Raw genomic sequence first — 25,569 nt, 5'->3', positions numbered from 1 at the left:
ATCAGACCATGCTCTCGGTCATGCGCTTGCCGCCGAGCACGTGGACGTGGGCGTGGAAGACCGTCTGCCCGGCGCCCGCACCGGTGTTGAAGATCAGCCGGTAGTCCTCGATGCCCTCGTCCTCGGCCACCCGGCCCGCCTCGGCGAGCAGTTCACCGGCGATCTCCGGCTCGGCGGCGGCCAGCGCGGCCGCGTTCGGGTAGTGGACGTGCGGGATGACCAGGACGTGCACGGGGGCCTTGGGGGCGATGTCGCGGAAGGCGAGGACGCGCTCGGTCTTGCGCACCACCGTCGCCGGGATCTCGCCCGCCACGATCTTGCAGAACAGGCAGTCGGGCTGCGCCTCGCCGGCCATCGGCTACTCCTCGGGATCGGTACGTCGGGTGATGGGGCCGTACGGGCGCAGCCTAGCCGAGCCCGGCCGCGGCCTGCTGGTACTCCCGCAGGTGCTTCCAACGCACCGCGCGCATGCCGACGATGTCGCCGTCGTCGAGGTCGAAGTCCTCGGAGAGGATCGTCACCGCGAGGAAGACGAAGCCGAGCAGCCAGCGCCTGGTGAGCCGCCACGTGTTCGGGCGCATCACCCGCTTGGTGCGCACCACCCGCATCGCCAGGATCGCCTTGCCGACGCTGAAGCCGGCGAGGCGGGCGAGCACGACCTGGTTCAGGAAGGACACGAGGAGGCCGACGACGACCAGCGCCACGACGTACGGCACGGCCGGGCCGCCGCTCTGCACGGAGTGGCCCGCCACGTTCCTGACCTTCGGCCGGCTCGCGGCGTCGGCGGCGGCGAAGCCGAGGCCGACCGCGAGGAAGAAGTCGAGCACGATCGCCAGGAAGCGCCGGCCGCCGCCCGCCTCCTTGGGGGGCGGCAGCGTCGCGGCGCGCTGCGGGTGCTGCGGCTGCTGCGGGTAGGGGTTGGGGTCGGGGTACGGGTCGGGCTGGGCGTACTGCTGGGGCTGTCCGTACTGCTGCGGCTGGGCGTACTGCTGCGGCTGGCCGTACTGGGGCTGCTGGGGCTGCTGGGGCTGCGGCGGCTGCGGCGCGTAGCCCTGCGGTGCGTACCCCTGCGGCGGGTACGGCTGCGGTTGCTGCTGGTAGGGCGGGTACGGCTGCGGTTGCTGTTGTCCGTAAGGGTTCTGGCCGTACGGCGACGGCGGGTAGCCCTGTGCCATGGTGATTCCCCCGTGAGCTGTGGATCAAGAAACAGCCCCGCATCCTACCCACGCCCCCGCGTGGGAAGTCGGCCCACCCGACTTCCCACGCGGCGACCCGCCCGCTTGCCTCCGGCGCGCCCCTTCGGCTTCTTTTTTCGGGGCGCACCCAGGCGGCGCCGCTACTGCCAGGGCATCGGCGGTGCCGTGCGGGCCGGGGTGTCGGCGAGTGCGGCCAGGGCGAGCCGGACGCCCTCGGCGAGCTGCGGGTCCTCGCCGGCCGCCCAGTGGTGCGGGGCGATCGGCACCTCGACGTCCGGGTCGACGCCGTGGTTCTCCACGCCCCAGCCGTAGTTCTCCAGCCAGAACGCGTACTTGGGCTGGGTGACCAGGGTGCCGTCGACCAGCCGGTAGCGGCTGTCGATGCCGATCACCCCGCCCCAGGTGCGGGTGCCGACGACCGGGCCGATCCCCAGCGCCTGGATGGCGGCGTTGACGATGTCGCCGTCCGAGCCGGAGTCCTGGTCGGCGAGCGCGACGATCGGTCCGCGCGGGGCGTCGCCGGGATACGGCACCGGGCTGTCGGTGTCCCGGCTGACGTTCCAGCCGACGATGCGGCGGGCGAGCTTCTCGATCACCAGCTGCGAGGTGTGGCCGCCCCGGTTCTCCCGGATGTCGACGATCACGCCCTCCTTGGCCATCTCCGAGCGCAGGTCGCGGTGGATCTGGGCCCAGCCGGTGGTCTGCATGTCGGGGACGTGCAGGTAGCCGAGCCGGCCGCCGGACAGTTCGCGCACGGCGGCCCGCCGCCCGGCCACCCAGTCGTGGTAGCGCAGCGCCTCGTCGTCGGCGAGCGGGACGACCACCGGGTGGCGCTGGTCGGTGCCGTCCTTGCCGGCCACGGTCAGCTCGACCGGCTGCCCGGCGGTGCCGGCCAGCAGCGGGGCCGGGCCGGTGACCGGGTCCACCGGGCGGCCGTTGACCGCGAGGATCGCGTCGCCCGGGCGGATCGCGGCGCCGGGCGCGGCCAGCGGCGAGCGGGCCCTCGGGTCGGAGGACTCGCCGGGCAGGATCCGGGCGATCCGCCACTGCCCGCCCTCCTTGACGAGGTCCGCGCCGAGCAGGCCCTGGCGCCGGGCGGCGTCGGTGTGCGCGCCGTAGGGGAGGACGTAGGCGTGCGAGGTACCGAGTTCGCCGTGCACCTCCCAGAGCAGGTCGACCAGGTCGTCGTGCGAGCCGACCCGCTCCACCAGCGGCCGGTAGCGCTCCAGGACGCCGGCCCAGTCCACGCCGGCGAGGTCGGGGCGCCAGAAGTTGTCCCGCATCAGCCGGCCGTTCTCGGCGAACATCTGCCGCCACTCGGCGGCCGGGTCGACGGTGACCCGCAGCCGGGCGAGGTCCACGGCGGTCTCGTCGTCCTCGCCGGCCGCCTTGTGGTCGGCGGGGACGATGCGCAGCTCGCCCTCGTCCAGCACGGCGACCCGGCTGCCGTCCCCGCTGACCGCGAAGCCGTCGACGTCGTGCACCAGTTGCTCGACCCGGCGCTTCTTCAGGTCGAAGCGCTCCAGCACCGGCCGGGGCCGGTCATCCTCCAACGAGGCCGCCTCGTCGCCGAGTTCGCCGAGCAGCGGGGCCCTGGTCCACAGCACGCCGTCCTTGGCGGCCCGCAGGGTGCCGAACAGGCCGCCCTCGACCGGGAACGGGACGATCCGGTCGGCGATGCCGTCCAGGTCCACCCTGGTCACCGGCGCGGTGTCGGCGCCGCCGTCCTCGCCGTCCGCCTTCTTGGCCCGCGGCTCGTCCTCCTCCCCGCCGAGCGGGCGCCCGGCCCGCTGCGGCCCGAACGGGGACGGCGTGTCGGCGGCCAGCGTGATCAGGTACGGGCGGCAGCCGTTGGGGAAGGACAGGTCGAAGACGTGCGAGTCGTAGACCGGGTCGAAGTTGCGCACCGACAGGAACGCCAGGTAGCGGCCGTCCGCGGTGAAGGCCGGCGAGGTGTCGATGAAGCGCTGCTGGGTGGCCTCGCTCACGGTGCGGGTGGCCAGGTTGGCCAGCACGATCTGGCGCAGCGACCACGGGCCCAGCCCCGGCACCGGCCGCGACCAGGCCAGCCAGGCCGAGTCCGGGCTGAAGACCAGCCCGCCGACCTCGCCGTCGGTGCTGCGGTCCAGCTCGTGCACGGTGCCGTCGGCGAGCGTCACCAGCAGCACCCGGCCGTCGTGCACGCCGAGCGCGGCCTGCTTGCCGTCCGGGGAGACGGCCAGCGCGTTGACCCGGCCGAGCTGCCCGGCGGCCAGCCGGCGGCGCTCGGTGCCGTGCACGGCCGGCGCGAACTCCAGGGCGTCCTCGCCCTCGGCGTCGGACACCCACAGCACGCCCTGGGCGCCGTCCTCGCCCGGCACCACCCGGACCAGGCGCCCGCGCACGCCCGGCGTCTCGTCCAGCACCCGGGCCGGGCCCTCGCGGTGGGTCAGCCAGTGCACGCTGCCGCGCACCACGACGGCGCTGGCCCGGCCGGTGCGGTCGGGGGCGACCGCCTCCAGCCAGTGCGCGGCGTGCACCGGGCGGGGGCGGCGGCCGCTGCGCGGGCCGGCCAGCCGGATGTCCAGGCGGCGCGGCTCGGCGCCGGCCAGGTCGTCCAGCAGCCAGACGTCACCGGCCCGGTGGAACACCACCCGGGTGCCGTCGGTGGCGGCGTTGCGGGCGTAGAAGCCGTCCGCGCCGACGCTGTGGCGGCGCAGGTCGGACCCGTCCGGGAGGCTGGACCACAGCTCGCCGACGCCCTCGTGGTCGGACAGGAAGGCGATCCGGCCGCCCTGCCCGCCCTGCCCGCCCGCAGGGCCGGCCACCCACAGCGGCGAGGACAGCTGGCCGTCCAACCCCTCGTGGACGCGGACGAATTCGTCCCGGCCCAGCCACAGCTTGCCGGCCCGGCCGCCCCGGTAGCGCTTCCACCAGGCCGGTTCGCGGATCGCGGCACTGGCCAGCAGCACCCGGTCCCCGCCGGGCTCGAAGGCGATCCCGCCGATCGGCCCGTACGGCAGCCGCGCGGGCTCGCCGCCGTCCAGCGGCACGGCGTGCGCCCAGGTGCGGCGCAGGGTGGCCTGGCCGGCGGTGGTGGTGGCGATCGGGCGGCCGTCGGCCGTCCAGCCCTGCACCCGGGTCTGGCCGCTGCCCCAGTGGGTGAGCCGGCGGGACGGGCCGCCGTCCACCGGCACCACGTGCACCTCGGGCGCGCCGTCCCGCGTGGAGGTGAAGGCGATGTGCCGCCCGTCCGGGGAGAACCGGGGGTCGTGGACCGGCCGGTGGTCGGCCGTCAGCCGCCAGGCCCGGCCGCCGTCCAGCGGGGCGAGCCAGAGGTCGTTCTCGGCGACGAAGGTGATCAGGTCGCCGTGCAGGTGGGGGTGGCGCAGATAGGCGCCCGCGGAGGTGCTCAGGGAGTCCGTCACGCGGTCCAGCGTAGGCACGTACGCGTACGAGCCGCCGGGCTTTCCGGCAAGAGTCGGGCCCCTCGGGTGAGCCCGCTGGACCGCGCCGCGCGGCCGTAGTACGGGCCGCGGCCCCGGTGCACGGGCCACGGCCCGGTCCGGGCTACGCCCAGCGGCCGGTGCGTCCCAGCAGCAGCGCGCCGGCGGCCACCCCGGCGGTGGAGGTGCGCAGCACCGAGGGGCCCAGCCGGTACGGCTTCGCGCCCGCCTCGGCGAACGCGGCCAGCTCCTCCGGGGACACCCCGCCCTCCGGGCCGACCACCAGCACGAGGTCGCCGGCCTCGGGCAGCGCGGCGTGCGCCAGCGGCTCGGCGCCCTCCTCGTGCAGCACGGCGGCGAACGCGGCCCGCGCGAGGACGGGCGCCAGCTGCCTGGTGGTCATCGGGTCGCGGACCTCGGGGAAGCGCAGCCGGCGGGACTGCTTGCCCGCCTCGCGGGCGGTGGCCCGCCACTTGGCGAGCGCCTTGGCGCCGCGCTCGCCCTTCCACTGGGTGATGCAGCGCGAGGCCGCCCACGGGATGACCACGTCCACGCCGACCTCGGTCATGGTCTCCACGGCCAGCTCGCCGCGGTCGCCCTTGGGCAGCGCCTGGACGACGACGATCCGCGGCGCGGGCTCCGGCTCGCGGCGCACGGCGGCGACCGCCACGTCGATCGCGTCCTTGCCGAGCACCTCGGCGACCGTCCCGTCCACGCCGAGCCCCTGCCCGTCGGCCAGGGTCACCGCCTCGCCCGGCTCCAGCCGCTTCACCGCGGCCGCGTGCCGCCCCTCCGGGCCGTCCAGGCGCACGACGGTGCCGGGCGCGGCGGCGACGATCCGCTCGGTCTCGACGACGAAGACGGGTGCGGTCATGCGGGGGAACCTTTCCGGGGTGCGGCCTGCGGGCTGAGGCCTGAGGCCCGGGTGCGGCCTACGGCCTGAGGGGGGACACGCGAAAGAGGTGCCGGGGTGGGCCCCCGGCACCCCTGCGCGGACGGCTACCGGCCGTTGAAGGCGTCCTTCAGCCGGGAGAACAGGCCCTGCTGGCCCGGCGCGAACTGGCCGGACGGCTGCTCCTCACCGCGCAGCACCGCTAGGCGGCGCAGCAGGTCCTCCTGCTCGGCGTCGAGCTTGCTGGGCGTCTTCACCTCGACATGCACTATCAGGTCGCCCCGGCCGCCCCCGCGCAGGTGGGTGATGCCCCGGCCGTGCAGCGGGATCGACTGGCCGGACTGGGTGCCGGGCCTGATGTCGACCTCCTCCAGGCCGTCCAGGGTCTGCAGCGGCACCCGGGTGCCGAGCGAGGCCGCCGTCATCGGGATGGTGACGGTGCAGTGCAGGTCGTCGCCGCGCCGCTGGAAGATGGTGTGGGTGGTCTCGGCGATCTCGACGTACAGGTCGCCGGCCGGGCCGCCGCCGGGGCCGACCTCGCCCTCGCCGGCCAGCTGGATCCGGGTGCCGTTGTCGACACCGGCCGGGATCTTGACGGTCAGGGTGCGACGGGCGCGGACCCGGCCGTCGCCGGCGCACTCCGGGCACGGGGTCGGCACGACGGTGCCGAAGCCCTGGCACTGCGGGCAGGGACGGGAGGTCATGACCTGGCCCAGGAAGGACCTGGTGACCTGGGAGACCTCGCCCTTGCCGCGACACATGTCGCACGTCTGGGCGGAGGTGCCGGGGGCCGCGCCCTCGCCGCTGCACGTGGTGCAGGTGACGGCGGTGTCGACCTGGAGCTCCTTGGTGGTGCCGAAAGCGGCCTCCTCCAGGGTGATCTCCAGCCGGATCATGGCGTCCTGGCCGCGGCGGGTGCGCGAGCGCGGGCCACGCTGGCCGGCCGCGGCGCCGAAGAAGGCGTCCATGATGTCGGAGAAGCCGAAGCCCGCCGCGCCGGCGCCGAAACCGCCCGCGCCACCGCCGCCCGGCGACAGCGGGTCACCGCCGAGGTCGTAGACCTGGCGCTTCTGCGGATCGGAGAGCACCTCGTAGGCGGCGTTGATCTCCTTGAACCGCTCCTGCGTCTTCGGGTCCGGGTTGACGTCCGGGTGCAGTTCGCGTGCCAGGCGCCGGAACGCCTTCTTGATCTCGTCCTGCCCCGCATCCCGTCGGACGCCGAGTACCGCGTAGTAGTCCGTGGCCACCAAATGCTCCGCTTGTTCCGCCTGTAGTAGTGCTGCGACTGGTTACCGCGCGTCATCTCCAGGACGCGCGGTCTTTGCTACGACTCGGCCAGGATCTGACCCACGTACCGCGCCACCGCGCGCACCGCCCCCATTGTGCCCGGGTAGTCCATCCGGGTCGGGCCGATCACACCCAGTTTGGCCACGCTCTCGTCGCCCGAACCGTAACCGACCGACACGACCGAGGTGGAAATCAGCCCTTCGTAGGCGTTCTCCCGCCCGATCCGGACCGTCATCGCGGCGTCGTTGGTCTCACCCAGGAGGCGGAGCAGGATGACCTGCTCCTCCAGGGCCTCCAGCACCGGCTGGATGGTGAGCGGGAAGTCGTGGCCGAAGCGGGTCAGGTTGGCCGTGCCGGCCAGCATGATCCGCTCCTCGTTCTGTTCCGCGAGCGTCTCGAACAGGGTCGCCAGGACCGTGCTGACGGTCGGCCGGTCGGCCTGCTCGAACATCGCCGGCAGTTCCTCCAGCAGCCCCGGGACCTCCGGGAGGCGGCGGCCGGCGGCTCTGGTGTTGAGCGCGGCCCGCAGGTCCGCCAGGACCGTCTCGCCGACCGTGCCCGGGCAGTCGACCATCCGCTGCTCGACCCGGCCGGTGTTGGTGATCAGCACCAGCATCACCTTCGCCGGGGCCAGCGCCACCAGCTCGATGTGCCGCACGGTGGACCGCGTCAGCGACGGGTACTGCACCACCGCGACCTGCCGGGTCAGCTGGGCGAGCAGCCGCACGGTGCGCGCGACCACGTCGTCCAGGTCGACCGCGCCGTCCAGGAAGTGCCGGATCGCCCGGCGCTCGGGGGCGCTCATCGGCTTGACCTCGGCGAGCTTGTCGACGAAGAGGCGGTACCCCTTGTCGGTCGGGATGCGGCCGGCGCTGGTGTGCGGCTGGTGGATGTACCCCTCCTCCTCCAGCGCCGCCATGTCGTTGCGGACGGTCGCCGGCGAGACCCCGAGATTGTGCCGCTCCACCAGGGCCTTGGACCCGACGGGCTCCTCGGTGCCCACGTAGTCCTGCACGATCGCGCGGAGCACGGCGAGCTTGCGGTCGTCCAGCTGGCGGACCTCACCGGCCATGGGGCACGCACCTCCGTCTTCGCTCGTTGTCCGTCTGTGTCCCTGGGTGCTGCTGCCGGCCGTTCCCGGAAGGTCCGGCCTCGGCACCTTGGCACTCTGAACACACGAGTGCCAGAACCGTACCTGCCAGTGTAAGGCCCGGGTCCTGCCGCAGGAACGGCCGGACCGGCGTGATCCTTCCCGCAGTTCCAGGTACGGCCCGCGGGGCGGCCACCGTTCACGGGTTCCCGTCACGGGTTCCCGGCGCGCGAGTGGTGCCACGAGGCCGTCCGGGTGGCAGCATCGAAGGCGACGGCGAATGGAGGAGCAAGCGATGTCGAGCTCGGGCCAGCACACCCGTTTCGCACCCGACCGCGGCCTGACCGGCCGCATGGTCGCGACGATGTTCGTGATCGGGCTGCTGTACGTCGGTTTCACCGGCCTGCTGATCGCGCTGCTGCGCGGCGCCTGGCCGCTGATCGTCCTGATCTCCGGCGGGCTGTTCGTGGCCCAGTTCTGGTTCAGCGACAAGATCACCGAACGGGCCATGGGCGCCCGCCCGGTGTCCCCGGAGGAGTTCCCCCAACTGCACGGCACGATCGACCGGCTCTGCGCCCTGGCCGACATGCCCAAACCCCGCGTGGCGGTCGCCGACAACGACATGCCCAACGCCTTCGCCACCGGCCGCAACTCGCAGAACGCGGTCGTCTGCGTCACCACCGGCCTGCTGCGACGCCTGGAGCCCGAGGAACTGGAAGGCGTCCTCGCCCACGAGCTGTCCCACGTCGCCCACCGGGACGTCGCGGTGATGACCATCGCCGGCTTCCTCGGCGTACTCGCCGGCGCGATGACCCGCATCGCCGTGTACGGCGGATTCATGGGCGGCGGCCGCAACAACAACGACCAGAACGCGGCCATCGTCGCGCTGATCATCCCGCTGGTCTCGATGGTCGTCTACGCGATCAGCTTCCTGCTCACCCGGCTGCTCTCCCGCTACCGCGAACTGGCCGCCGACCGCGCCGCCGCCCAGCTCACCGGCCGGCCCAGCGCCCTCGCCTCGGCCCTCACCAAGGTCACCGGGCAGATCGCGGCCATCCCCAGCAAGGACCTGCGCCAGGCGCAGCCCTACAACGCCTTCTACTTCGCCCCCGCGCTGAACGCCCGGGAGACCGCCTCCCAGCTGCTCTCCACGCACCCGACGCTGGAGAAGCGGCTGGAGCAGCTGGCGAAGATCTCCGAGCAGCTCGGCCACTGAACCCCCGCCGACCCTCCGCCGACCCCTGCAGACCCTCCGCCGACCTCCGCTGACGAAAGGACCGCCGTGGGAATCCTGGACGCCCTGTTCGGCCGCACCAAGCCCGTCAAGCCCGACCTGGACCAGCTGTTCGGCGTGCCGTCCGCCGCACTCACCCTGGAGGCCGGCGCCGCGTTCACCCCCACCGGGCTCGGCTCGGTCTGCTTCGCGGCCGTCGAAGGCGCGGCCTTCGTCCAGGTCGAACAGCAGGTACGGGCGCTGCTGGACGCCGACACCGAGCGCGGCGGCGTCCCGGTGGAGGCCTCCAAGGACGACTACGGCTACTCCTGGCTGCTCGCCCGGCACCAGCCCGAGGAACTGCCGGAGCTGGTGAACGACCTGCACGCGGTCAACAGCGAACTGGAGGCGAACGGCTTCGGGCCGCAGCTGCTCTGCTCCCTGGTCGGCTTCCGCAATCCGCAGGGGCAGTCCCTGGCCCTGGTCTACCTCTACAAACGCGGCACCTTCTACCCCTTCGCCCCGATGCCCGGCGGCGGGGAGAAGCGCAACAGCCCGCTGGAGCTGCAGGTCAACGCGATGCTGGGGAACGACCTGCGGCTGGAGAAGGACCTCAGCCGCTGGTTCCCGGTCTGGGGCGCGCCGGGTCTCTGACGGCCCGTCCGCCATCCCTATGATCACCCGTATGCGCAGCCGCCAGTACGGTCCCGACCTGACCCCGCCGTGGAAGAAGCAGGCCCCCGCCCCGGAGGTGCCCGCCGAGCGGGACCTGGTGGTGGAGGAGGCGGCGACCGGCTTCTGCGGGGCGGTGGTGCGGTGCGAGAAGACCGCCGAGGGGTTCACCGTCACCCTGGAGGACCGCTTCGGCAAGCACCGGGTGTTCCCGCTGGTCCCGCGCGGCTTCCTGCTGGAGGGCAAGGCCGTCACCCTGGTCCGCCCGGCCAGCCCGGCGGCGCCGCGAACGCCTCGCCGCACCGCCTCCGGCTCGATCGCCGTCCCCGGCGCCCGCGCCCGGGTCGCCCGCGAGTCGCGGATCTACGTCGAGGGCCGGCACGACGCCGAGCTGGTCGAGCGGGTCTGGGGCGACGACCTGCGCATCGAGGGCGTCGTCGTCGAGTACCTGCGGGGCATCGACGACCTGCCCGCGATCGTCGCCGACTTCGCCCCCGGCCCCGGCCGCCGCCTCGGCGTCCTGGTCGACCACCTGCTCCCCGGCACCAAGGAGCACCGCATCGCCGCCCGGGTCACCGGCGACCGCGTCCTCGTCGTCGGCCACCCCTACATCGACATCTGGCAGGCCGTGAAGCCCGCCGCCGTCGGCATCCCCGCCTGGCCCGCCGTCCCCCGCGGCGAGGACTGGAAGGAAGGCACCTGCCGCCGCCTCGGCTGGCCGACGGACACCCCGGCCGCCTGGAAGCACATCCTGTCCAAGGTCGACACCTTCAAGGACCTGGAACCCGAACTCCTGGGCCGGGTCGAGGAGCTGATCGACTTCGTGACCCTGCCGGACTGAGGCCGGTCAGACGTACTTCTGAAAGTCCGTGGTGTCCAAGCTGATGCCGAGCTGGTCGATGGGGACGGGCTCGCCGAACTTGCTGGTCCGCTCCGACATGTACCTCGGGAGTCCGGACCCGGAATCCTGACCCAGCTCGGTCAGCAGCACGCACTCCCCCTTGATCGGGTCGACGATCAGATACGCGGGGACAGTGCCCTCGGCGTAGAGCTCCCGCTTGGTCCGGTAGTCACGGTCGGCACTGGGCTTCGGCACCACCTCGACCACCAGGGTGACGACAGGCGACGGCAGTAGCCGCCCGTACTCCTCGACCACCCCGCGCTCGAAGACCACCGGGTCGCGAAGACCCCGGTCATCCGATCATCGATGGCGGTCATCGCACGCTCCCTCCGACGGCTGACACCCACGTCAACGAATGTCAGTCCACCAGGTCACGCACGACCGCGTCCGCCAGGAGCCTGCCCTGGAGGGTGAGGACGGCGCGGCCTGCCGCGTAGGGCTCGGGGGCGAGGAGGCCGTCGGCGAGGTGCCGGGCGGCGGCCTCGCGGCCGGTGCCGGTCAGCAGATCGAGGGAGACGCCCTCGACCAGGCGCAGTTCCAGGAGGATGCGCTCGACGCGGCGGTCCTCCTCCGCCAGGACCTCGCGGCCCAGGCCCGGGGTGCGGCCCTCGGTGAGGGCCTGGGCGTAGGCGGCGGGGTGTTTGGCGTTCCACCAGCGGACGCCGCCGATGTGGCTGTGGGCGCCGGGGCCGGCTCCCCACCAGTCGGCGCCGGTCCAGTAGAGCTCGTTGTGGCGGCAGCGGCCCTCGGGGGTGGTGGCCCAGTTGGAGACCTCGTACCACCGGTACCCGGCGGCGCCCAGTGCCTCCTCGGCGATGAGGTAGCGGTCGGCGTGCACGTCGTCGTCGATCATCGGCAGTTCGCCGCGCTTGACCCGGGCGGCGAGCCGGGTGCCCTCCTCGACGATCAGGGAGTACGCGGAGACGTGGTCGGGCCCGGCGCCGATGGCGGCGTCCAGGGAGGCCCGCCAGTCGTCGTCGGACTCGCCCGGGGTGCCGTAGATCAGGTCGAGGTTGACGTGTTCGAACCCGGCCGCGCGGGCTTCGGCGACGCAGGCTTCGGGGCGGCCCGGGGTGTGGTGGCGGTCGAGCAGCCGGAGGACGTGCGGGCGGGCGCTCTGCATGCCGAAGGAGATCCGGTTGTAGCCGCCCTCGCGCAGCTCGGCCAGGTACGCCGGGTCGACGGATTCCGGGTTGGCTTCGGTGGTGACCTCGGCGCCGTCGGCGAGCCCGAACTCCTCGCGGACGGCGGCGAGCATCTTCACCAGGTCGCCGGCGGGCAGCAGGGTGGGGGTGCCGCCGCCGAGGAAGACGGTGCGCACCGGCAGGTCGGTGTCGCCCAGCACCTTCCGGGCGAGCCGGATCTCGGCGACCACGTTGTCGGCGTACGTCTCCTGGGAGGCGACGGCCCCGGAGGAGCGCAGCTCGGTGGCGGTGTAGGTGTTGAAGTCGCAGTAGCCGCAGCGGCTGGCGCAGTACGGCACGTGCAGGTAGAAACCGAACGGGCGGCTGCCGAGCCCGTCGAGGGCGTGGGCGGGCAGGGAACCGTCGGACGGCACCGGTTCGCCGTCGGGGAGTGCGGAGGGCATGCCCCCATTGTCCCGTACGGTCCGTGAAGCCTGCGCGGACCGTACGGGACGGGGTGGGACGGGGTGCGGACGGGCCGGGTCAGGCCTCGTTGGCGCCCGTGTACATCGCGGCGACCGCGTCCGCGTAGGTCTTCTCGACCACGGGGCGCTTGATCTTCAGGCTCGGGGTGAGCTCGCCGTGCTCCACGTCGAGGTCGCGCGGCAGCAGGTGGAACTTCTTGATCGTCTGCCAGCGCTGCAGCCCCGTGTTGAGCCGCTTCACGAAGCCCTCGATCAGCTCGTGGACGGCCGGCTCGACGGCCAGCTCGGCGTAGGACTTGCCGGCGAGGCCGTGCTCGGCGGCCCACGGCATGAGGACGGCCTCGTCCAGGCCGATCAGCGCGGTGCAGAAGTTGCGGCCGTTGCCGATCACCAGGATGTTGCTGACGAACGGGCAGACCGCCTTGAACTTGCCCTCGACCTCGCTGGGCGCCACGTACTTGCCGCCGGAGGTCTTGAACAGGTCCTTCTTGCGGTCGGTGATCCGCAGGAAGCCGTCGGGGCTGAGTTCGCCGATGTCCTCGGTGTGGAACCAGCCGTCCGCTTCCAGCACCTCGGCGGTCTTCTCCGGCAGGTTGTGGTAGCCGCGCATGATGCCCGGGCCGCGCAGCAGGATCTCGCCGTCCTCGGCGATCCGCACCTCGGTGCCGGGCAGCGGGCGGCCCACGGTGCCGATCCGCACGTCCTCCTCGCGGTTGACGCAGGAGCCGGCGCTGGTCTCGCTGAGGCCGTAGCCCTCCAGGATCGGCACGCCGGCACCGAGGAAGAAGTAGCCGATCTCCGGAGCGAGTGCGGCGCTGCCGGAGACCGCGCCGCGCAGCCGCCCGCCGAACGCGGCCCGGATCTTGGCGTACACCAGCTTGTCGGCCAGCGCGTGCTGCACCCGCAGGGCCAGCGGGGCGGTGCCGGTGCCGGTGGCGACGCGGCTCTCCTGGACGGCCCGGGCGTGCTCGCGGGCGACCTTCGCCGCCCACAGGAAGATCTTGTACTTGGCGCCGCCCTCGGCCCGGGCCTTGCCCGCGATGCCGTTGTAGACCTTCTCGAAGATGCGCGGCGCGGACGCCATGATGGTCGGCCGGATCACCGGCAGGTTGTGGATGATCCGGTCCACCCGGCCGTCCACCGCCATCACGTGGCCGGTGGCGATCTGCCCGGAGATCAGCGTCTTGCCGAACACGTGGGACAGCGGCAGCCACATGAACTGCACGTCGTCGGAGCGCAGCAGCCCACTGGCCTCCTGCGCCCGGCCCTCGTACGCCCAGCAGTCGTGCACCAGGCGCACGCCCTTGGGGCGGCCGGTGGTGCCCGAGGTGTAGATCAGGGTGGCCAGCTGCTCCTTGTCGAGCCCGTCGACGGCCTTCTCCACCGCGTCCGGGTGCTGCTCCAGGTACTCGGCGCCGCGCTGCTCCAGCTCGGCGAGGGTGAGCACCTCGAGGCCGGCCGCCTCGGGAGCCTCGTCGGGGGCGTCGAACAGGATGACGGTGCGCAGCTCGGGCAGCTGCTCGAGCTGCGCGGCGGCCTTGGCCAGCTGGGCGGCGTTCTCCGCGAACAGCGCCCGGGAGCCCGAGTTGGAGAGGATGAAGACGGTCTCGTCCGCGTTGGTGCTCGGGTAGACGGTCGTGATCGCCGCGCCCGCGCACATGGCGCCGAGGTCGGTGATGATCCACTCGATCCGGGTGGAGGACGCCAGGGCGACCCGGTCCTCCGGCTGGATGCCGAGCGCCATCAGGCCGGCCGCCACCGCCTTGACCCGGGTCGCGGTCTGCGCCCAGGTCAGCGAGCGCCACTGCTCCGCGCCGGGCGCGCCGTCCGCGGCGTGCTCGTCGACCGGGGCGGGGTAGCGGTAGGCCTCACCGTTCGGAGTCGCGGCGACCCGCTCCAGGAACAAATGGGCGACGGAGGCGGGACGCCCGGCGACGAGGTCGGGCCGGCCGGAGTCGATCAGGGACTGCGCGGAACTCAACGAGGACCTCCGGGGGCGGGTGGCCGTCTGAGGGATTGTCGCGGCGGCCGTGGGGGCGGTCGCCGGGCCCCCGGTTCACCTGAACGGTACCGGTCAGTAACAAGGGGGCAATCAGCAGCCTAGGGGGAAACCGGTCATTCCGTAAGGGGGCGGAGCCGGTCGGCACACCCCCCGCACCGCCGGTGACCACGCCACACCGACGGACGCACCCGGCAAGGTGACCAACGAGCGAACTGCCGGACCGTTCGGTAAAAGCCCGGCAAACCCCCGGTTCCCACACGCCGAATGGCCTGTACGACCGCACAGAAGAACGAGAATTGGGGTGCGAACCCGACCGGCGACGACAAGAGTGTGCTAGTGCTGATCAGACTGCTGAGGGCGTACCTGCGCCCCTACTCCCGACCGATCACCCTGCTGGTAGCCCTCCAGCTGGTGTCCACCCTCGCGGCGCTCTACCTGCCGACGCTCAACGCCGACATCATCGACGACGGCGTGGTCAAGGGCGACACCGGGTACATCCTGCGCCTCGGCGGGGTCATGATCGGCGTCACCCTCGTCCAGGCGATCTGCTCGATCGGCGCCGTCCTCATCGGCGCCCGCGTCGCCATGGCCTTCGGCCGCGACGTCCGCGCCGCCGTCTTCGACCGGGTGCAGAGCTTCTCCGCCCGAGAGGTCGGCCAGTTCGGCGCGCCCTCCCTGATCACCCGCACCACCAACGACGTCCAGCAGATCCAGATGCTCGCCCTGATGAGCTTCACGCTCATGGTCGCCGCACCCATCATGTGCGTCGGCGGCATCATCATGGCGCTCAACCAGGACGTCCCGCTGTCCGGCCTGCTGCTCGCCGTCATCCCCGCCCTCGCCGTCGTCGTCATCCTGCTGGTCCGCGCACTGCGCCCGCAGTTCCGCAGCATGCAGGAGCGGATCGACACCGTGAACCGGGTCCTGCGCGAACAGATCACCGGCATCCGGGTCATCCGCGCCTTCGTCAAGGACACCCAGGAGCAGGCCCGCTTCGCCGACGCCAACGAGGACCTCACCGACGTCGCCCGCCGCGTCGGCCGGCTGATGGCCGTCATGTTCCCCGCCGTCATGCTCGTCGTGAACATCTCCAGCGTCGCCGTGCTCTGGTTCGGCGCCCACCGCATCGACAGCCACTCCATGCAGATCGGCGCGCTCACCGCCTTCCTCTCCTACCTGCTGCAGATCCTGATGAGCGTCATGATGGCCACCTTCATGTTCATGATGGTGCCCCGCGCCGAGGTCTGCGCCGAACGCGTCCAGGACGTCCTCAGCACCGACTCCAGCGTCGTCCCGCCCGCCGCGCCCGTCACCGAGGTCCTCCGCCGCGGCAACCTCGAACTGCGCGACGTCGACTTCCGCTACCCCGGCGCCGAGGCCTCCGTACTGCGCGGCATCGACCTCACCGCCCGCCCCGGCGAGACCACCGCCATCATCGGCTCCACCGGCAGCGGCAAGTCCACCCTGCTCGGCCTCGTCCCCCGGCTCTTCGACGCCACCTCCGGCCGGGTCCTGCTCGACGGCGTCGACGTCCGCGAACTCGCCGCCGACACGATCGCCGACAACATCGGCATCGTCCCCCAGAAGCCCTACCTGTTCAGCGGCACCGTCGCCAGCAACCTCCGCTACGGCCGGCCCGACGCCACCGACGAGGAACTCTGGCACGCCCTGAAGATCGCCCAGGCCAAGGAGTTCGTCGAAAAGCTCCCCGAAGGCCTCGACGCCCCCATCGCCCAGGGCGGCAGCAACGTCTCCGGCGGCCAACGCCAACGCCTCGCCATCGCCCGCGCCCTGGTCCGCAAACCCTCCGTCTACCTCTTCGACGACTCCTTCTCCGCGCTCGACTACGCCACCGACGCCAGACTGCGCAAGGCCCTCGCCGACGAGACCTCCGACGCCACCGTCCTGATCGTCGCCCAGCGCGTGTCCACCATCCGCGACGCCGACCGGATCATCGTCCTCGACGAGGGCGCCGTCGTCGGCACCGGCACCCACCACGAACTGATGGCCGACAACCCGACGTACCGGGAGATCGTGCTCTCCCAGCTCACCGAGCAGGAGGCGGCGTGACCACCCCCGGAAACCCCACGGCGGAGCAGGACACCGGAAAGGCCGACCCGACGACGGCCGGCCCGACAACGGCCGGCCCGACAACGGCCGACTTGACGACGGCCGACTTGACGAAAGCCGACCTGACGAAAGCCGAGAGCGCGCAGGCCGACCTGACGAAGACCGACGCCGAACTGCCCAGCGACTCCCAGGCCGCCGCCGCCCGCCGCGGCCCCGCCGGACCCGGCCGCTTCATGGGCGGCCAGGGCTCCGAGAAGTCCATGGACTTCAAGGGCTCCGGCAAACGCGTCCTCGGCCTGCTGCGCCCCGAACGCAACATCCTCATCGGCGTCCTGCTCCTCGGCGTCCTCGGCATCGGGTGCGCCGTCATCGGCCCCAAGATCCTCGGCAACGCCACCGACCTGATCTTCGCCGGCGTCGTCGGCGCCCGCTTCGCGCCCGGCAGCTCCAAGGCCCAGGTCATCGACGGCCTGCGCGCCCACGGCGACAAGGGCGTCGCCGACCTGCTCTCCGCCGTCGACTTCACCCCCGGCCAGGGCATGGACTTCGATGCCATCGGCTCCGTCCTGCTCTGGGTGCTCGGCATCTACGTCGCCTCCGCCGTCCTCGGCATCTTCCAGGGCCGACTGGCCACCAAGGCCATCCAGCTCGCCAGCTACCGGCTGCGCCAGGACGTCGAGTCCAAGCTGTCCCGACTGCCGCTCAGCTACTTCGACAAGCAGCCGCGCGGCGAAGTGCTCAGCCGGGTCACCAACGACATCGACAACATCGGCCAGTCCATGCAGCAGACCATGGGACAGGTCGTCAACTCGCTGCTCACCGTGGTCGGCGTGCTGGCCATGATGTTCTGGATCTCCCCGCTGCTCGCCCTGATCGCCCTGGTCTCGGTGCCGGTCTCGGTGGTCGTCGCCACCAAGGTCGGCAAGCGGGCGCAGCCGCAGTTCGTCCAGCAGTGGAAGTCCACCGGCCAGCTCAACGCCCACATCGAGGAGATGTACACCGGCCACACCCTGGTCAAGGTCTTCGGCCGCCAGCGCGAGTCCGCGGAGACCTTCCGCAAGCACAACGAGGCACTCTACGAGGCCAGTTACAAGGCCCAGTTCATCTCCGGGATCATCCAGCCCGCGATGATGCTGATCGGCAACCTGCAGTACGTGCTGGTCGCCGTCGTCGGCGGCCTGCGGGTGGCCAGCGGCGCGCTGTCCATCGGCGACGTGCAGGCGTTCATCCAGTACTCCCGGCAGTTCAGCCAGCCGCTCACCCAGGTCGCCAGCATGGCCAACCTGGTGCAGTCCGGTGTCGCCTCCGCCGAGCGCGTCTTCGAACTGCTCGACGCCCCCGAGCAGAGCGCCGAACCCGCCATGCCCGAGAAGCCGGACGCCCTGCACGGCCGGGTCGCCTTCCAGGACGTCTCCTTCCGCTACGAACCCGACAAGCCGCTCATCGAGGACCTCTCGCTCAAGGTCGAACCCGGCCACACGGTCGCCATCGTCGGCCCCACCGGCGCCGGCAAGACCACCCTCGTCAACCTGCTGATGCGCTTCTACGAGGTCAGCTCCGGACGGATCACCCTCGACGGGGTCGACATCTCCGCGATGTCCCGCGAGGACCTGCGCTCCGGCATCGGCATGGTCCTCCAGGACACCTGGCTGTTCGGCGGCACCATCGCCGACAACATCGCCTACGGCGCCCGGGGCGCCACCCACGAACAGGTCGTCGAGGCCGCCAAGGCCGCCCACGTCGACCGCTTCGTCCGCACCCTGCCGGACGGCTACGACACCGTCATCGACGACGAGGGCACCAACGTCAGCACCGGCGAGAAGCAGCTGATCACCATCGCCCGGGCCTTCCTCGCCCAGCCGTCCATCCTGGTCCTCGACGAGGCCACCAGCTCCGTCGACACCCGCACCGAGGTACTCATCCAGCGGGCCATGGCCCGGCTGCGCACCGGCCGCACCAGCTTCGTCATCGCCCACCGGCTCTCCACCATCCGGGACGCCGACGTGATCCTGGTGATGGAGAACGGCTCGATCGTGGAACAGGGCTCGCACGACGAACTGATCGCCGCCGACGGCGCCTACGCCCGGCTCTACCAGGCGCAGTTCGCGGAGGCCGTGGCCGAGGTCGACTGACGCAGCGCCACATGACGGGCCGGGGCGGGACCTTCCGCCCCGGCCCTTCGCGTGCATGCCCTTCGCGTGCATGCCCTCGTGTGCGTGCCCTCGTGTGCGTGCCCTCGTGTGCATGCTCTTCGCGGGTGACCACCTTTGCGTCCCGCTCTTCGCGTCCCCGCCCGTCGCGCACCCGGTCGTCGCCATGGGTGCCGCCGGGCGCTACCTTGGGCGCGTGATCGACGACCAGCTCCCGGCCGCCCCGGACGCCTTCGAGGCGAACCGCCGCTACCTCGGCTCCGTCGCCTACCGGCTGCTCGGCTCCTTCACCGACGCCGAGGACGTCCTGCAGGACGCCTGGCTGCGTTGGCAGGCCGCCGACCGCGCCACCGTCGCCGATCCGCGCGCGTTCCTGACCACCGTCGTCACCCGGCTCTGCTACGACCAGCTGGGCTCCGCCCGGGCCCGCCGCGAGGCCTACTACGGCGAGTGGCTGCCCGAGCCGGCCGTCTCCTACGCCGACGGCCCCGACTCCCCCGACGAACTCGCCGAGCGCGGCGAGTCCGTCTCGCTCGCCCTGCTCGCCGTCCTGGAACAGCTCACCCCGGCCGAACGGGCCGCCTTCGTCCTGCACGACGTCTTCGCGGTCGGCTTCGAGGAGATCGGCGCCTCCCTGGACCGCTCCCCCGACGCCGCCCGCCAACTCGCCTCCCGGGCCCGCCGCCGGGTCAAGGACAGCGCCCGGCGCCCCGGCGGCGCCGCCCCGGCCGAGCACCGCCAGGCCGTCGAGGCCTTCGTCGCCGCCACCACCCGCGGGGACATCCTCGCCCTGATGGAGGTCCTCGACCCGGACGTGGTCTGGCACGCCGACGGCGGCGGCATCGTCCGCGCCGCAGCCCGCCCCGTCCGCGGCGCCGACCGGGTGTCCCGCCTGGTGACCGGCCTGATCGCCAAGTGGTTCACCCCCGACATCGGGACCGCACACGCGATGGTCAACGGCGAACCCGGGCTGGTCTGGTACGACCGGGCCACCGGCACCGTCGGCGGCGTGCTCGCCTTCACCGTCGCCGACGGGCGGATCACCGAGGCGCACGTCGTCGTCAACCCCGAGAAGCTCGGCCGGATCAGCCCGGTCACCGCCCCCTGACCGACCCCACGACACCCCCGCCCCGAGCCCCACCCCGGGCTCGCCCCAGACCCGCGGCGATGTGACGCGGGTCACGGTCACATCCCGACCGGCCGCGTCGTCCCCTTCCCGAGCAGCGCTCCACGAGGGCGCACCGAATGGAGGCGGACGAGATGAGCAGCAGCACCACCATCCCCGGGAAGCGGATCGTCGTCCTGGGCGCCGGATACGCCGGACTCACCGCGGCCAAGGGCGCCGGACGGCACCACACCGTCACCCTGGTCGCCCCCGAGGAGCGACTCCTGCACCGCATCCGCCAGCACGAAGCGGCGGCCGGCCGCGGCCGCGACTGGCCGGCCATCACCGACCTGGCCCGCGGCCGCACGATCCGGCACCACCGGGCCCGCGCCGTCGAACTCGACCTCACCGGACACAAGGTCCTGCTGGACGACGGCACCACCCTCGCCTACGACACCCTGGTCTACGCCCTCGGCAGCCGCACCGCCTGGCACGGCGTCCCCGGCGCCGTCGAAAACGCCCACCCCGTCGAGCGCGCCGCCGAGGTCCGGCGCCTGATCCGCGAGGCCGCCCGGCCCGGCACCCTTGCCGTGGTCGGCGGCGGCACCACCGGCATCGAACTGGCCACCGAACTCGCCGAAGCCCACCCCGACTGGCGGGTGCGGATCATCGCGGCCGGCCGGGTCGGCGGCATCTACTCGCCCAAGGGCCGCGCCCACGTCCGGCGCGTCCTCGACCGGCTCGGCGTCGCCGTCCACGAGGACGCCACCGTCACCGAGGTCACCCCGGACGGGCTGCGCACCACCGCCGGCCCGATCGACGCCGACCTCACCCTCTGGGCCGCCTCGCTGGAGCCGCACCCGCTGGCCGCCGAGGCCGGGCTGGCCGTGGACGAGCGCGGCCGGGCCCTGGTGGACGACCACCTGCGGTCCGTCTCGCACCCCGACGTCCACGTGGTCGGCGACGCCGCCGCCGTCACCGTCCCCGGCGTCGGCACCCTGCGGATGGGCTGCGCCACCGCCCTGCCGCAGGGCCAGTACGTCGGCAAGCTGCTCGGCGGGCGCACGGAGAAGCCGTTCTCGTTCCGGTACCTCGTGCAGTGCGTCAGCCTCGGCCGGCGGGACGGGCTGCTCCAACTGGTCCACGCGGACGACTCGATGAAGCCCACCGTGTTCACCGGCACCGCGGGGCGGCTGGCCAAGGCCGGGATCGTCTCCGCCGTCTTCAGCGCGCTGAAGTAGCCGCCCGGGTAGCCGCCGAAGCGGCCTTGACGGCCTCGACGGCCTCGACGGCCTCGACAGCCTCGACAGCCTGGACGGCCTGGACGGCCTCCGGGAACGCAAAAGGGCCCGGGCGGGATGCCCGGGCCCTTCGGCTCGCCTCGGTTACTTCTTGTCCTTCGGCGCCTCGGCGTCGGTGGACAGCGCGGCGATGAAGGCCTCCTGCGGGACCTCCACGCGGCCGACCATCTTCATCCGCTTCTTGCCTTCCTTCTGCTTCTCCAGCAGCTTGCGCTTACGCGAGATGTCACCGCCGTAGCACTTGGCGAGGACGTCCTTGCGGATCGCGCGGACCGTCTCACGGGCGATCACCCGGGAGCCGATCGCGGCCTGGATCGGCACCTCGAACTGCTGGCGGGGGATCAGCTTCTGCAGCTTGCCCGCCATCATCACGCCGTAGCCGTAGGCCTTGTCCTTGTGGACGATCGCGGAGAAGGCGTCCACCGCGTCGCCGTGCAGCAGGATGTCGACCTTCACCAGCTGGGCGCTCTGCTCGCCGATCGGCTCGTAGTCGAAGGAGCCGTAGCCGCGGGTCTTGGACTTCAGCTGGTCGAAGAAGTCGAAGACGATCTCGGCGAGCGGCAGGGTGTAGCGCAGCTCGACGCGGTCCTCGGAGAGGTAGTCCATGCCCTGGAGGTTGCCGCGGCGGGCCTGGCAGAGCTCCATGATCGCGCCGACGAACTCGTTCGGCGCCAGGATGGTGCCGCGCACGATCGGCTCGTAGACCTCGGCGAGCTTGCCGGTCGGGAACTCGCTCGGGTTGGTGACGGTGTGCTCGGTGCCGTCCTCCATGATCACCCGGTAGATCACGTTGGGGGCGGTGGAGATCAGGTCGAGGTTGAACTCGCGCTCCAGGCGCTCCCGGATGATCTCCAGGTGCAGCAGGCCGAGGAAGCCGCAGCGGTAGCCGAAGCCGAGCGCGACCGAGGTCTCCGGCTCGTAGACCAGCGCGGCGTCGTTGAGCCGCAGCTTGTCCAGGGCGTCGCGCAGCAGCGGGTAGTCCGAGCCGTCCAGCGGGTAGAGGCCGGAGAACACCATCGGGCGCGGGTCCTTGTAGCCGCCCAGCGCCTCGGTCGCGCCCTTGTGCATCGAGGTGATGGTGTCACCGACCTTGGACTGCCGGACGTCCTTCACACCGGTGATGATGTAGCCCACCTCGCCGACGCCGAGGCCGTCGGCGACCTTCGGCTCGGGCGAGATGACGCCGATCTCCAGCAGCTCGTGCGTCGCGCCGGTGGACATCATCGCGATCCGCTCACGCTTGGTGAGCTGGCCGTCGACCACCCGGACGTAGGTGACCACGCCGCGGTAGGAGTCGTAGACCGAGTCGAAGATCATCGCGCGGGCCGGGGCGTCCTTGACGCCGACCGGGGCCGGGATGGTGTCGACGATGTGGTCCAGCAGGCCTTCGACGCCGAGACCGGTCTTGGCGCTGACCTGCAGCACGTCCGAGGGGTCGCAGCCGATGATGTGCGCGATCTCCGCCGCGTACTTCTCCGGCTGGGCGGCCGGCAGGTCGATCTTGTTGAGCACCGGGACGATCGTGAGGTCGTTCTCCAGCGCCAGGTACAGGTTGGCGAGGGTCTGCGCCTCGATGCCCTGGGCCGCGTCGACCACCAGGATCGTGCCCTCGCACGCGGCGAGGGAACGGGACACCTCGTACGTGAAGTCCACGTGGCCGGGGGTGTCGATCATGTTGAGGATGTGCGTCGCCCCGGCGTTCGGCCCGGTCGTCGGCGCCCACGGGAGGCGGACCGCCTGCGACTTGATGGTGATGCCGCGCTCACGCTCGATGTCCATGCGGTCGAGGTACTGGGCACGCATCTGCCGGGGGTCGACGACACCGGTGATCTGCAGCATCCGGTCTGCGAGCGTCGACTTGCCGTGGTCGATGTGGGCGATGATGCAGAAGTTGCGGATCAGCGCCGGGTCGGTACGGCTGGGCTCTGGCACATTGCTGGGGGTCGCGGGCACCTTGGTCCGATTCTCCGTTGGTCCGGGGCCGGGGGTGTCCGGGTCATCGCTGACCGGTTTCCCGGGGACCGGACAGTCTCGTCCGATCGAAATAGTTCCTCCCATCCTCCCACGAGCGCGGGCCGTGCTGCCGTTCGGGCACCGCCCGACCCTTCCGCCACCCGTCCCCGGGCGGCAGGATGGCCTCCCGTGATCCTCGAAAGCGCCCTGCTCGACGTCCTGCCCGGCCGGGAGGAAGAATTCCTCGCCGCCTTCGCCGAGGCCCGCCCGCTGATCGCCGTCCAGCGCGGCTTCCGCTCCCTGCAACTACGCCGCTGCCTCGACGAGGGCCGCGGCTCGCGCTTCCTCCTCCAGGTCGAATGGGAGACCCTCGCCGACCACACCGAGGGCTTCCGCACCTCCCCCGAGTACCAGCGCTGGCGCGCCCTGCTGCACCACTTCTACCGCCCGTTCCCGGAGGTCGAGCACTACGGCGAGCCCCTGCTCGACGCCTGGCCGGCCCGACTCGTGAGGTCCTGAGGTCCGTGAGGTCTCCTGAGGTCCGTCAGGTTCTCCTGAGGTCGGGGACGGGGCCTCCCGGCCCGGTCGGCTCGACCTGGTTCGCCTGCGGATATGTTCCGCCAGGCGATCGGTAAGCTAATCTGCCCAGCCGTGAGACGGATCGAACTCAGCCGCGTGCGCCGCGGAGCGCGGAACAGACCGCACGACAAGGCCGCAGCGGCCCCAGCGAGGCTCGGCTGGCTGGACGCGCTGCGCGGCCTCGCCGCCCTCGCCGTGGCCATGCACCACTTCGGGCTGCGGTTCTTCATCCCGCACGGCACGGCGCTGACCCACCACTTCGACCTCGGCCTGTTCGGGGTCATGCTGTTCTTCCTGGTCAGCGGCTACATCGTGCCCGCCTCCCTGGAACGCCGAGGCGACATGCAGGCGTTCTGGGTCGGCCGGGCGTTCCGGATCTACCCGGCACTCATCGCCGGGTTCGTCGCGGCGCTGGTGATCCTCCCGGCCGGGCACAACATGCTGATCGACCGATCCGTCTTCGATCGCCCGCTGCTCTCGCTCGGGGCCAACAGCATGCTGCTCCAGGACCTGCTGGGCGTGCCCAACGCCATCGGCATCATGTGGAGCCTCACCTACGAGATGGTGTTCTACTACTTCGTGTCCGCCCTGTTCGTGCTCCGCAAGCACCGGCAGAGCGGACCGATCGCCGTGGGCTTCGCCACCTGCGCGGTCCTGCTCGGCGGGGTGATCGCCCCGGCGAACCTCGCCAAGCAGGGACTGTCGACCGAGAACCTGGTCCTGGCCACCGGACTCGTCGCGGCCATGGGCCTGCTCTGTGCGATCAGCGGCAACTCCCAGCTCACCCGCACCGGAGCCCTGCTGCTCGGCGCGCTCGGCGTCCTGCTGGCGTTCGGCAGCAGCCGGTCCGCGCTGTTCGAAACGATGATGATCTTCGCGACCATGTTCGCCGGAACCGTCATCTACCGCGCGGAGCACGGCCAGATCGACCGCATCCAGGCCATCGCCTACTGCGGCTTCGTCGTCCTCGCCGGGGTCCTCGGCGGGCGCATGTACAACCACGGGGACGCCCTGTGGCGGACCTGGACCACCAGCTGGATGGCGTGGTCCTTCGCCTACGCCGGAGCCTGGATCATGCTGATCCTGGGGATGGCGCTGAAGAAGCGGCGCTTCCCGAAGGCGCTCACCTGGCTGGGCACCGTCAGCTACTCGGTGTACCTGCTGCACTGGCTGGTCATCGACGGCATGGACTGGCTCTACGGCATGCCGTGGCTGTTCCAGGGGGCGCCGGCGCCGAAGTCGACCAAGTTCGCGATCGTCTTCACCCTGACCTTCCTCGCCATCACGCTCGCGGTCAGCTACCTGATGTACCGGCTGGTCGAGGTGCCGTTCCAGAAGCTCGGCCGGCGGTTCCTCACCTGGCTCCGGCGGCACACCGGCGGCCCGACCGACACCCGGGGCGCCGGCGCTCCGCTCCCCGCCCAGGGCGGCGCTCCGGCCGCGGAAGCGGTGCCCGTACCGGTGCCCGCCGGGGCTGCTCCGGTGCCTGGCGGGTTCGTGCCGACGCCTGGCGGGCCCGTAGCGGCGTCCGGCAGGTCTGCTCCGACCGCGCCGACCGCCCCCGTGGGTGGCGCTCCCGCCGCCCCCGAGCCCGTGTGACCCGGTCACTGAGGCGGCCGGTTTGGGGCGGGCGGCGGGCCCCTGGTAGCGTGGTCAGCTGCACCTGGCCTCGGCATGCCCTCTCAGCTGGACCGACGGCCGCCCGGTGTGATCCCGTTCAGAACCTTTAGACAGACTGAGGCTCCTTCGTGGCGAACATCAAGTCCCAGATCAAGCGCAACAAGACCAACGAGAAGGCGCGCCTGCGCAACAAGGCCGTCAAGTCCTCGCTGAAGACCGCTCTGCGCAAGGCCCGTGAGGCCGCTGCCGCCGGCGAGACCGAGAAGGCCGCCGTGCTGGCCCGCGCCGCCTCCAAGGCGCTCGACAAGGCCGTGAGCAAGGGCGTCATCCACGCCAACCAGGCCGCCAACAAGAAGTCGGCCATCACCAAGCGCGTCAACACGGCCGTCCAGGCCTGACGCCCCCGGGGGTTCCGACCCCCGATCGTCCCAGGACGATCCGGCCCTCTACCCGGACCCTGAGACGCACGAGACTCGCACCGCACGCGGCCTGCGTTCGCCACGC

The 25,569-nt window shown here is 72.0% G+C and carries 20 protein-coding genes; 10 read left to right on the top strand and 10 right to left on the bottom strand.

Going from position 1 to position 25,569, the window contains the following annotated elements; genetic code table 11:
• Position 1: 1 nt before the first annotated feature.
• The 6 genes from ACZ52J_RS19050 to hrcA all read right to left on the bottom strand — a co-directional run bounded on the left by ACZ52J_RS19050 (position 2) and on the right by hrcA (position 7,872).
• Positions 2–355 carry a histidine triad nucleotide-binding protein gene (locus ACZ52J_RS19050; protein ID WP_360504308.1) on the bottom strand — a complete coding sequence of 118 codons (354 nt, stop codon included), beginning with the start codon at positions 353–355 and terminating at the stop codon, positions 2–4.
• 52 nt (positions 356–407) lie between these two features.
• Positions 408–1,175: an RDD family protein gene (locus ACZ52J_RS19045; RefSeq protein WP_465620145.1), complete on the bottom strand. Its 768-nt coding sequence runs from the start codon at positions 1,173–1,175 to the stop codon at positions 408–410.
• 161 nt (positions 1,176–1,336) lie between these two features.
• The gene (locus tag ACZ52J_RS19040) at positions 1,337–4,603 is read right to left on the bottom strand and encodes a S41 family peptidase (protein WP_465620143.1); all 3,267 of its coding nucleotides are present in this window, start codon (positions 4,601–4,603) and stop codon (positions 1,337–1,339) included.
• A 142-nt stretch (positions 4,604–4,745) separates the two neighbouring features.
• Complete coding sequence (locus ACZ52J_RS19035; RefSeq protein WP_465620141.1) at positions 4,746–5,495, bottom strand: 16S rRNA (uracil(1498)-N(3))-methyltransferase; 750 nt, start codon at positions 5,493–5,495, stop codon at positions 4,746–4,748.
• Between the two features lie 125 nt (positions 5,496–5,620).
• Positions 5,621–6,760, bottom strand: a complete 1,140-nt coding sequence (gene dnaJ / locus ACZ52J_RS19030; RefSeq protein ID WP_360504316.1) for a molecular chaperone DnaJ — start codon at positions 6,758–6,760, stop codon at positions 5,621–5,623.
• Between the two features lie 77 nt (positions 6,761–6,837).
• On the bottom strand, positions 6,838–7,872 hold the full coding sequence (gene hrcA, locus ACZ52J_RS19025) for a heat-inducible transcriptional repressor HrcA (RefSeq protein WP_360504318.1): 1,035 nt from the start codon (positions 7,870–7,872) through the stop codon (positions 6,838–6,840).
• A 313-nt stretch (positions 7,873–8,185) separates the two neighbouring features.
• On the opposite strand from hrcA, the gene htpX reads away from it, so the two are divergent.
• The 3 genes from htpX to ACZ52J_RS19010 all read left to right on the top strand — a co-directional run bounded on the left by htpX (position 8,186) and on the right by ACZ52J_RS19010 (position 10,616).
• On the top strand, positions 8,186–9,106 hold the full coding sequence (htpX, locus tag ACZ52J_RS19020; RefSeq protein WP_465620139.1) for a zinc metalloprotease HtpX: 921 nt from the start codon (positions 8,186–8,188) through the stop codon (positions 9,104–9,106).
• A gap of 66 nt (positions 9,107–9,172) precedes the next feature.
• Positions 9,173–9,757 (top strand): PspA-associated protein PspAB, encoded by a 585-nt coding sequence (gene pspAB, locus ACZ52J_RS19015; RefSeq protein WP_360504322.1) that lies wholly within the window; start codon positions 9,173–9,175, stop codon positions 9,755–9,757.
• A 31-nt stretch (positions 9,758–9,788) separates the two neighbouring features.
• Entirely contained in the window at positions 9,789–10,616 is an 828-nt protein-coding gene (locus ACZ52J_RS19010; RefSeq protein WP_465620137.1) for a DUF3097 domain-containing protein, read from the top strand.
• Between the two features lie 6 nt (positions 10,617–10,622).
• On the opposite strand, the gene ACZ52J_RS19005 is transcribed toward ACZ52J_RS19010, so the two are convergent.
• The 3 genes from ACZ52J_RS19005 to ACZ52J_RS18995 form a co-directional block, all read right to left on the bottom strand.
• Positions 10,623–10,949 (bottom strand): Uma2 family endonuclease, encoded by a 327-nt coding sequence (locus tag ACZ52J_RS19005; RefSeq protein ID WP_465620135.1) that lies wholly within the window; start codon positions 10,947–10,949, stop codon positions 10,623–10,625.
• 85 nt (positions 10,950–11,034) lie between these two features.
• Positions 11,035–12,264 (bottom strand): radical SAM family heme chaperone HemW, encoded by a 1,230-nt coding sequence (gene hemW / locus ACZ52J_RS19000; RefSeq protein WP_360504326.1) that lies wholly within the window; start codon positions 12,262–12,264, stop codon positions 11,035–11,037.
• 79 nt (positions 12,265–12,343) lie between these two features.
• Positions 12,344–14,266, bottom strand: a complete 1,923-nt coding sequence (locus ACZ52J_RS18995; protein WP_360504328.1) for an AMP-dependent synthetase/ligase — start codon at positions 14,264–14,266, stop codon at positions 12,344–12,346.
• A gap of 357 nt (positions 14,267–14,623) precedes the next feature.
• Here ACZ52J_RS18995 and ACZ52J_RS18990 point away from each other — a divergent pair, with 357 nt between their 5' ends.
• The 4 genes from ACZ52J_RS18990 (at position 14,624) to ACZ52J_RS18975 (ending at position 20,853) form a co-directional block, all read left to right on the top strand.
• The gene (locus ACZ52J_RS18990) at positions 14,624–16,357 is read left to right on the top strand and encodes an ABC transporter ATP-binding protein (protein WP_465620133.1); all 1,734 of its coding nucleotides are present in this window, start codon (positions 14,624–14,626) and stop codon (positions 16,355–16,357) included.
• 233 nt (positions 16,358–16,590) lie between these two features.
• A complete protein-coding gene (locus tag ACZ52J_RS18985) occupies positions 16,591–18,489 on the top strand; it encodes an ABC transporter ATP-binding protein (RefSeq protein WP_360504348.1) in 1,899 nt (632 codons plus the stop codon).
• A gap of 214 nt (positions 18,490–18,703) precedes the next feature.
• Positions 18,704–19,615, top strand: coding sequence for an RNA polymerase sigma factor SigJ (sigJ, locus tag ACZ52J_RS18980; RefSeq protein WP_465620131.1), 912 nt, complete (start codon positions 18,704–18,706; stop codon positions 19,613–19,615).
• A gap of 152 nt (positions 19,616–19,767) precedes the next feature.
• Positions 19,768–20,853 (top strand): NAD(P)/FAD-dependent oxidoreductase, encoded by a 1,086-nt coding sequence (locus tag ACZ52J_RS18975; RefSeq protein WP_465620129.1) that lies wholly within the window; start codon positions 19,768–19,770, stop codon positions 20,851–20,853.
• 144 nt (positions 20,854–20,997) lie between these two features.
• Here ACZ52J_RS18975 and lepA read toward each other — a convergent pair whose 3' ends face one another.
• On the bottom strand, positions 20,998–22,866 hold the full coding sequence (gene lepA / locus ACZ52J_RS18970) for a translation elongation factor 4 (RefSeq protein ID WP_360504336.1): 1,869 nt from the start codon (positions 22,864–22,866) through the stop codon (positions 20,998–21,000).
• Positions 22,867–23,055: 189 nt separating this feature from the next.
• On the opposite strand from lepA, the gene ACZ52J_RS18965 reads away from it, so the two are divergent.
• The 3 genes from ACZ52J_RS18965 to rpsT all read left to right on the top strand — a co-directional run bounded on the left by ACZ52J_RS18965 (position 23,056) and on the right by rpsT (position 25,463).
• Positions 23,056–23,385, top strand: coding sequence for an antibiotic biosynthesis monooxygenase family protein (locus tag ACZ52J_RS18965; RefSeq protein ID WP_465620127.1), 330 nt, complete (start codon positions 23,056–23,058; stop codon positions 23,383–23,385).
• Positions 23,386–23,517: 132 nt separating this feature from the next.
• Complete coding sequence (locus tag ACZ52J_RS18960; RefSeq protein ID WP_465620125.1) at positions 23,518–25,044, top strand: acyltransferase family protein; 1,527 nt, start codon at positions 23,518–23,520, stop codon at positions 25,042–25,044.
• 149 nt (positions 25,045–25,193) lie between these two features.
• Positions 25,194–25,463, top strand: coding sequence for a 30S ribosomal protein S20 (gene rpsT, locus ACZ52J_RS18955; RefSeq protein ID WP_045938443.1), 270 nt, complete (start codon positions 25,194–25,196; stop codon positions 25,461–25,463).
• The last annotated feature ends 106 nt before the right edge of the window (positions 25,464–25,569 follow it).

This window comes from Kitasatospora sp. NPDC034035 (assembly GCF_055575755.1).
Note: the sequence above shows the minus strand (reverse complement) of the source record. Positions and strands in the feature narration are given on the sequence as shown.

Excerpts from the sequence above, each read along its gene's own strand:
- ACZ52J_RS19035 (WP_465620141.1), bottom strand. The coding sequence starts at position 5,495 with ATGACCGCACCCGTCTTCGTCGTCGAGACCGAGCGGATCGTCGCCGCC.
- ACZ52J_RS19045 (WP_465620145.1), bottom strand. The coding sequence starts at position 1,175 with ATGGCACAGGGCTACCCGCCGTCGCCGTACGGCCAGAACCCTTACGGA.
- ACZ52J_RS18975 (WP_465620129.1), top strand. The coding sequence starts at position 19,768 with ATGAGCAGCAGCACCACCATCCCCGGGAAGCGGATCGTCGTCCTGGGC.
- ACZ52J_RS19010 (WP_465620137.1), top strand. The coding sequence starts at position 9,789 with ATGCGCAGCCGCCAGTACGGTCCCGACCTGACCCCGCCGTGGAAGAAG.
- ACZ52J_RS19050 (WP_360504308.1), bottom strand. The coding sequence starts at position 355 with ATGGCCGGCGAGGCGCAGCCCGACTGCCTGTTCTGCAAGATCGTGGCG.
- hrcA (WP_360504318.1), bottom strand. The coding sequence starts at position 7,872 with ATGGCCGGTGAGGTCCGCCAGCTGGACGACCGCAAGCTCGCCGTGCTC.
- ACZ52J_RS18985 (WP_360504348.1), top strand. The coding sequence starts at position 16,591 with ATGGGCGGCCAGGGCTCCGAGAAGTCCATGGACTTCAAGGGCTCCGGC.
- htpX (WP_465620139.1), top strand. The coding sequence starts at position 8,186 with ATGTCGAGCTCGGGCCAGCACACCCGTTTCGCACCCGACCGCGGCCTG.
- hemW (WP_360504326.1), bottom strand. The coding sequence starts at position 12,264 with ATGCCCTCCGCACTCCCCGACGGCGAACCGGTGCCGTCCGACGGTTCC.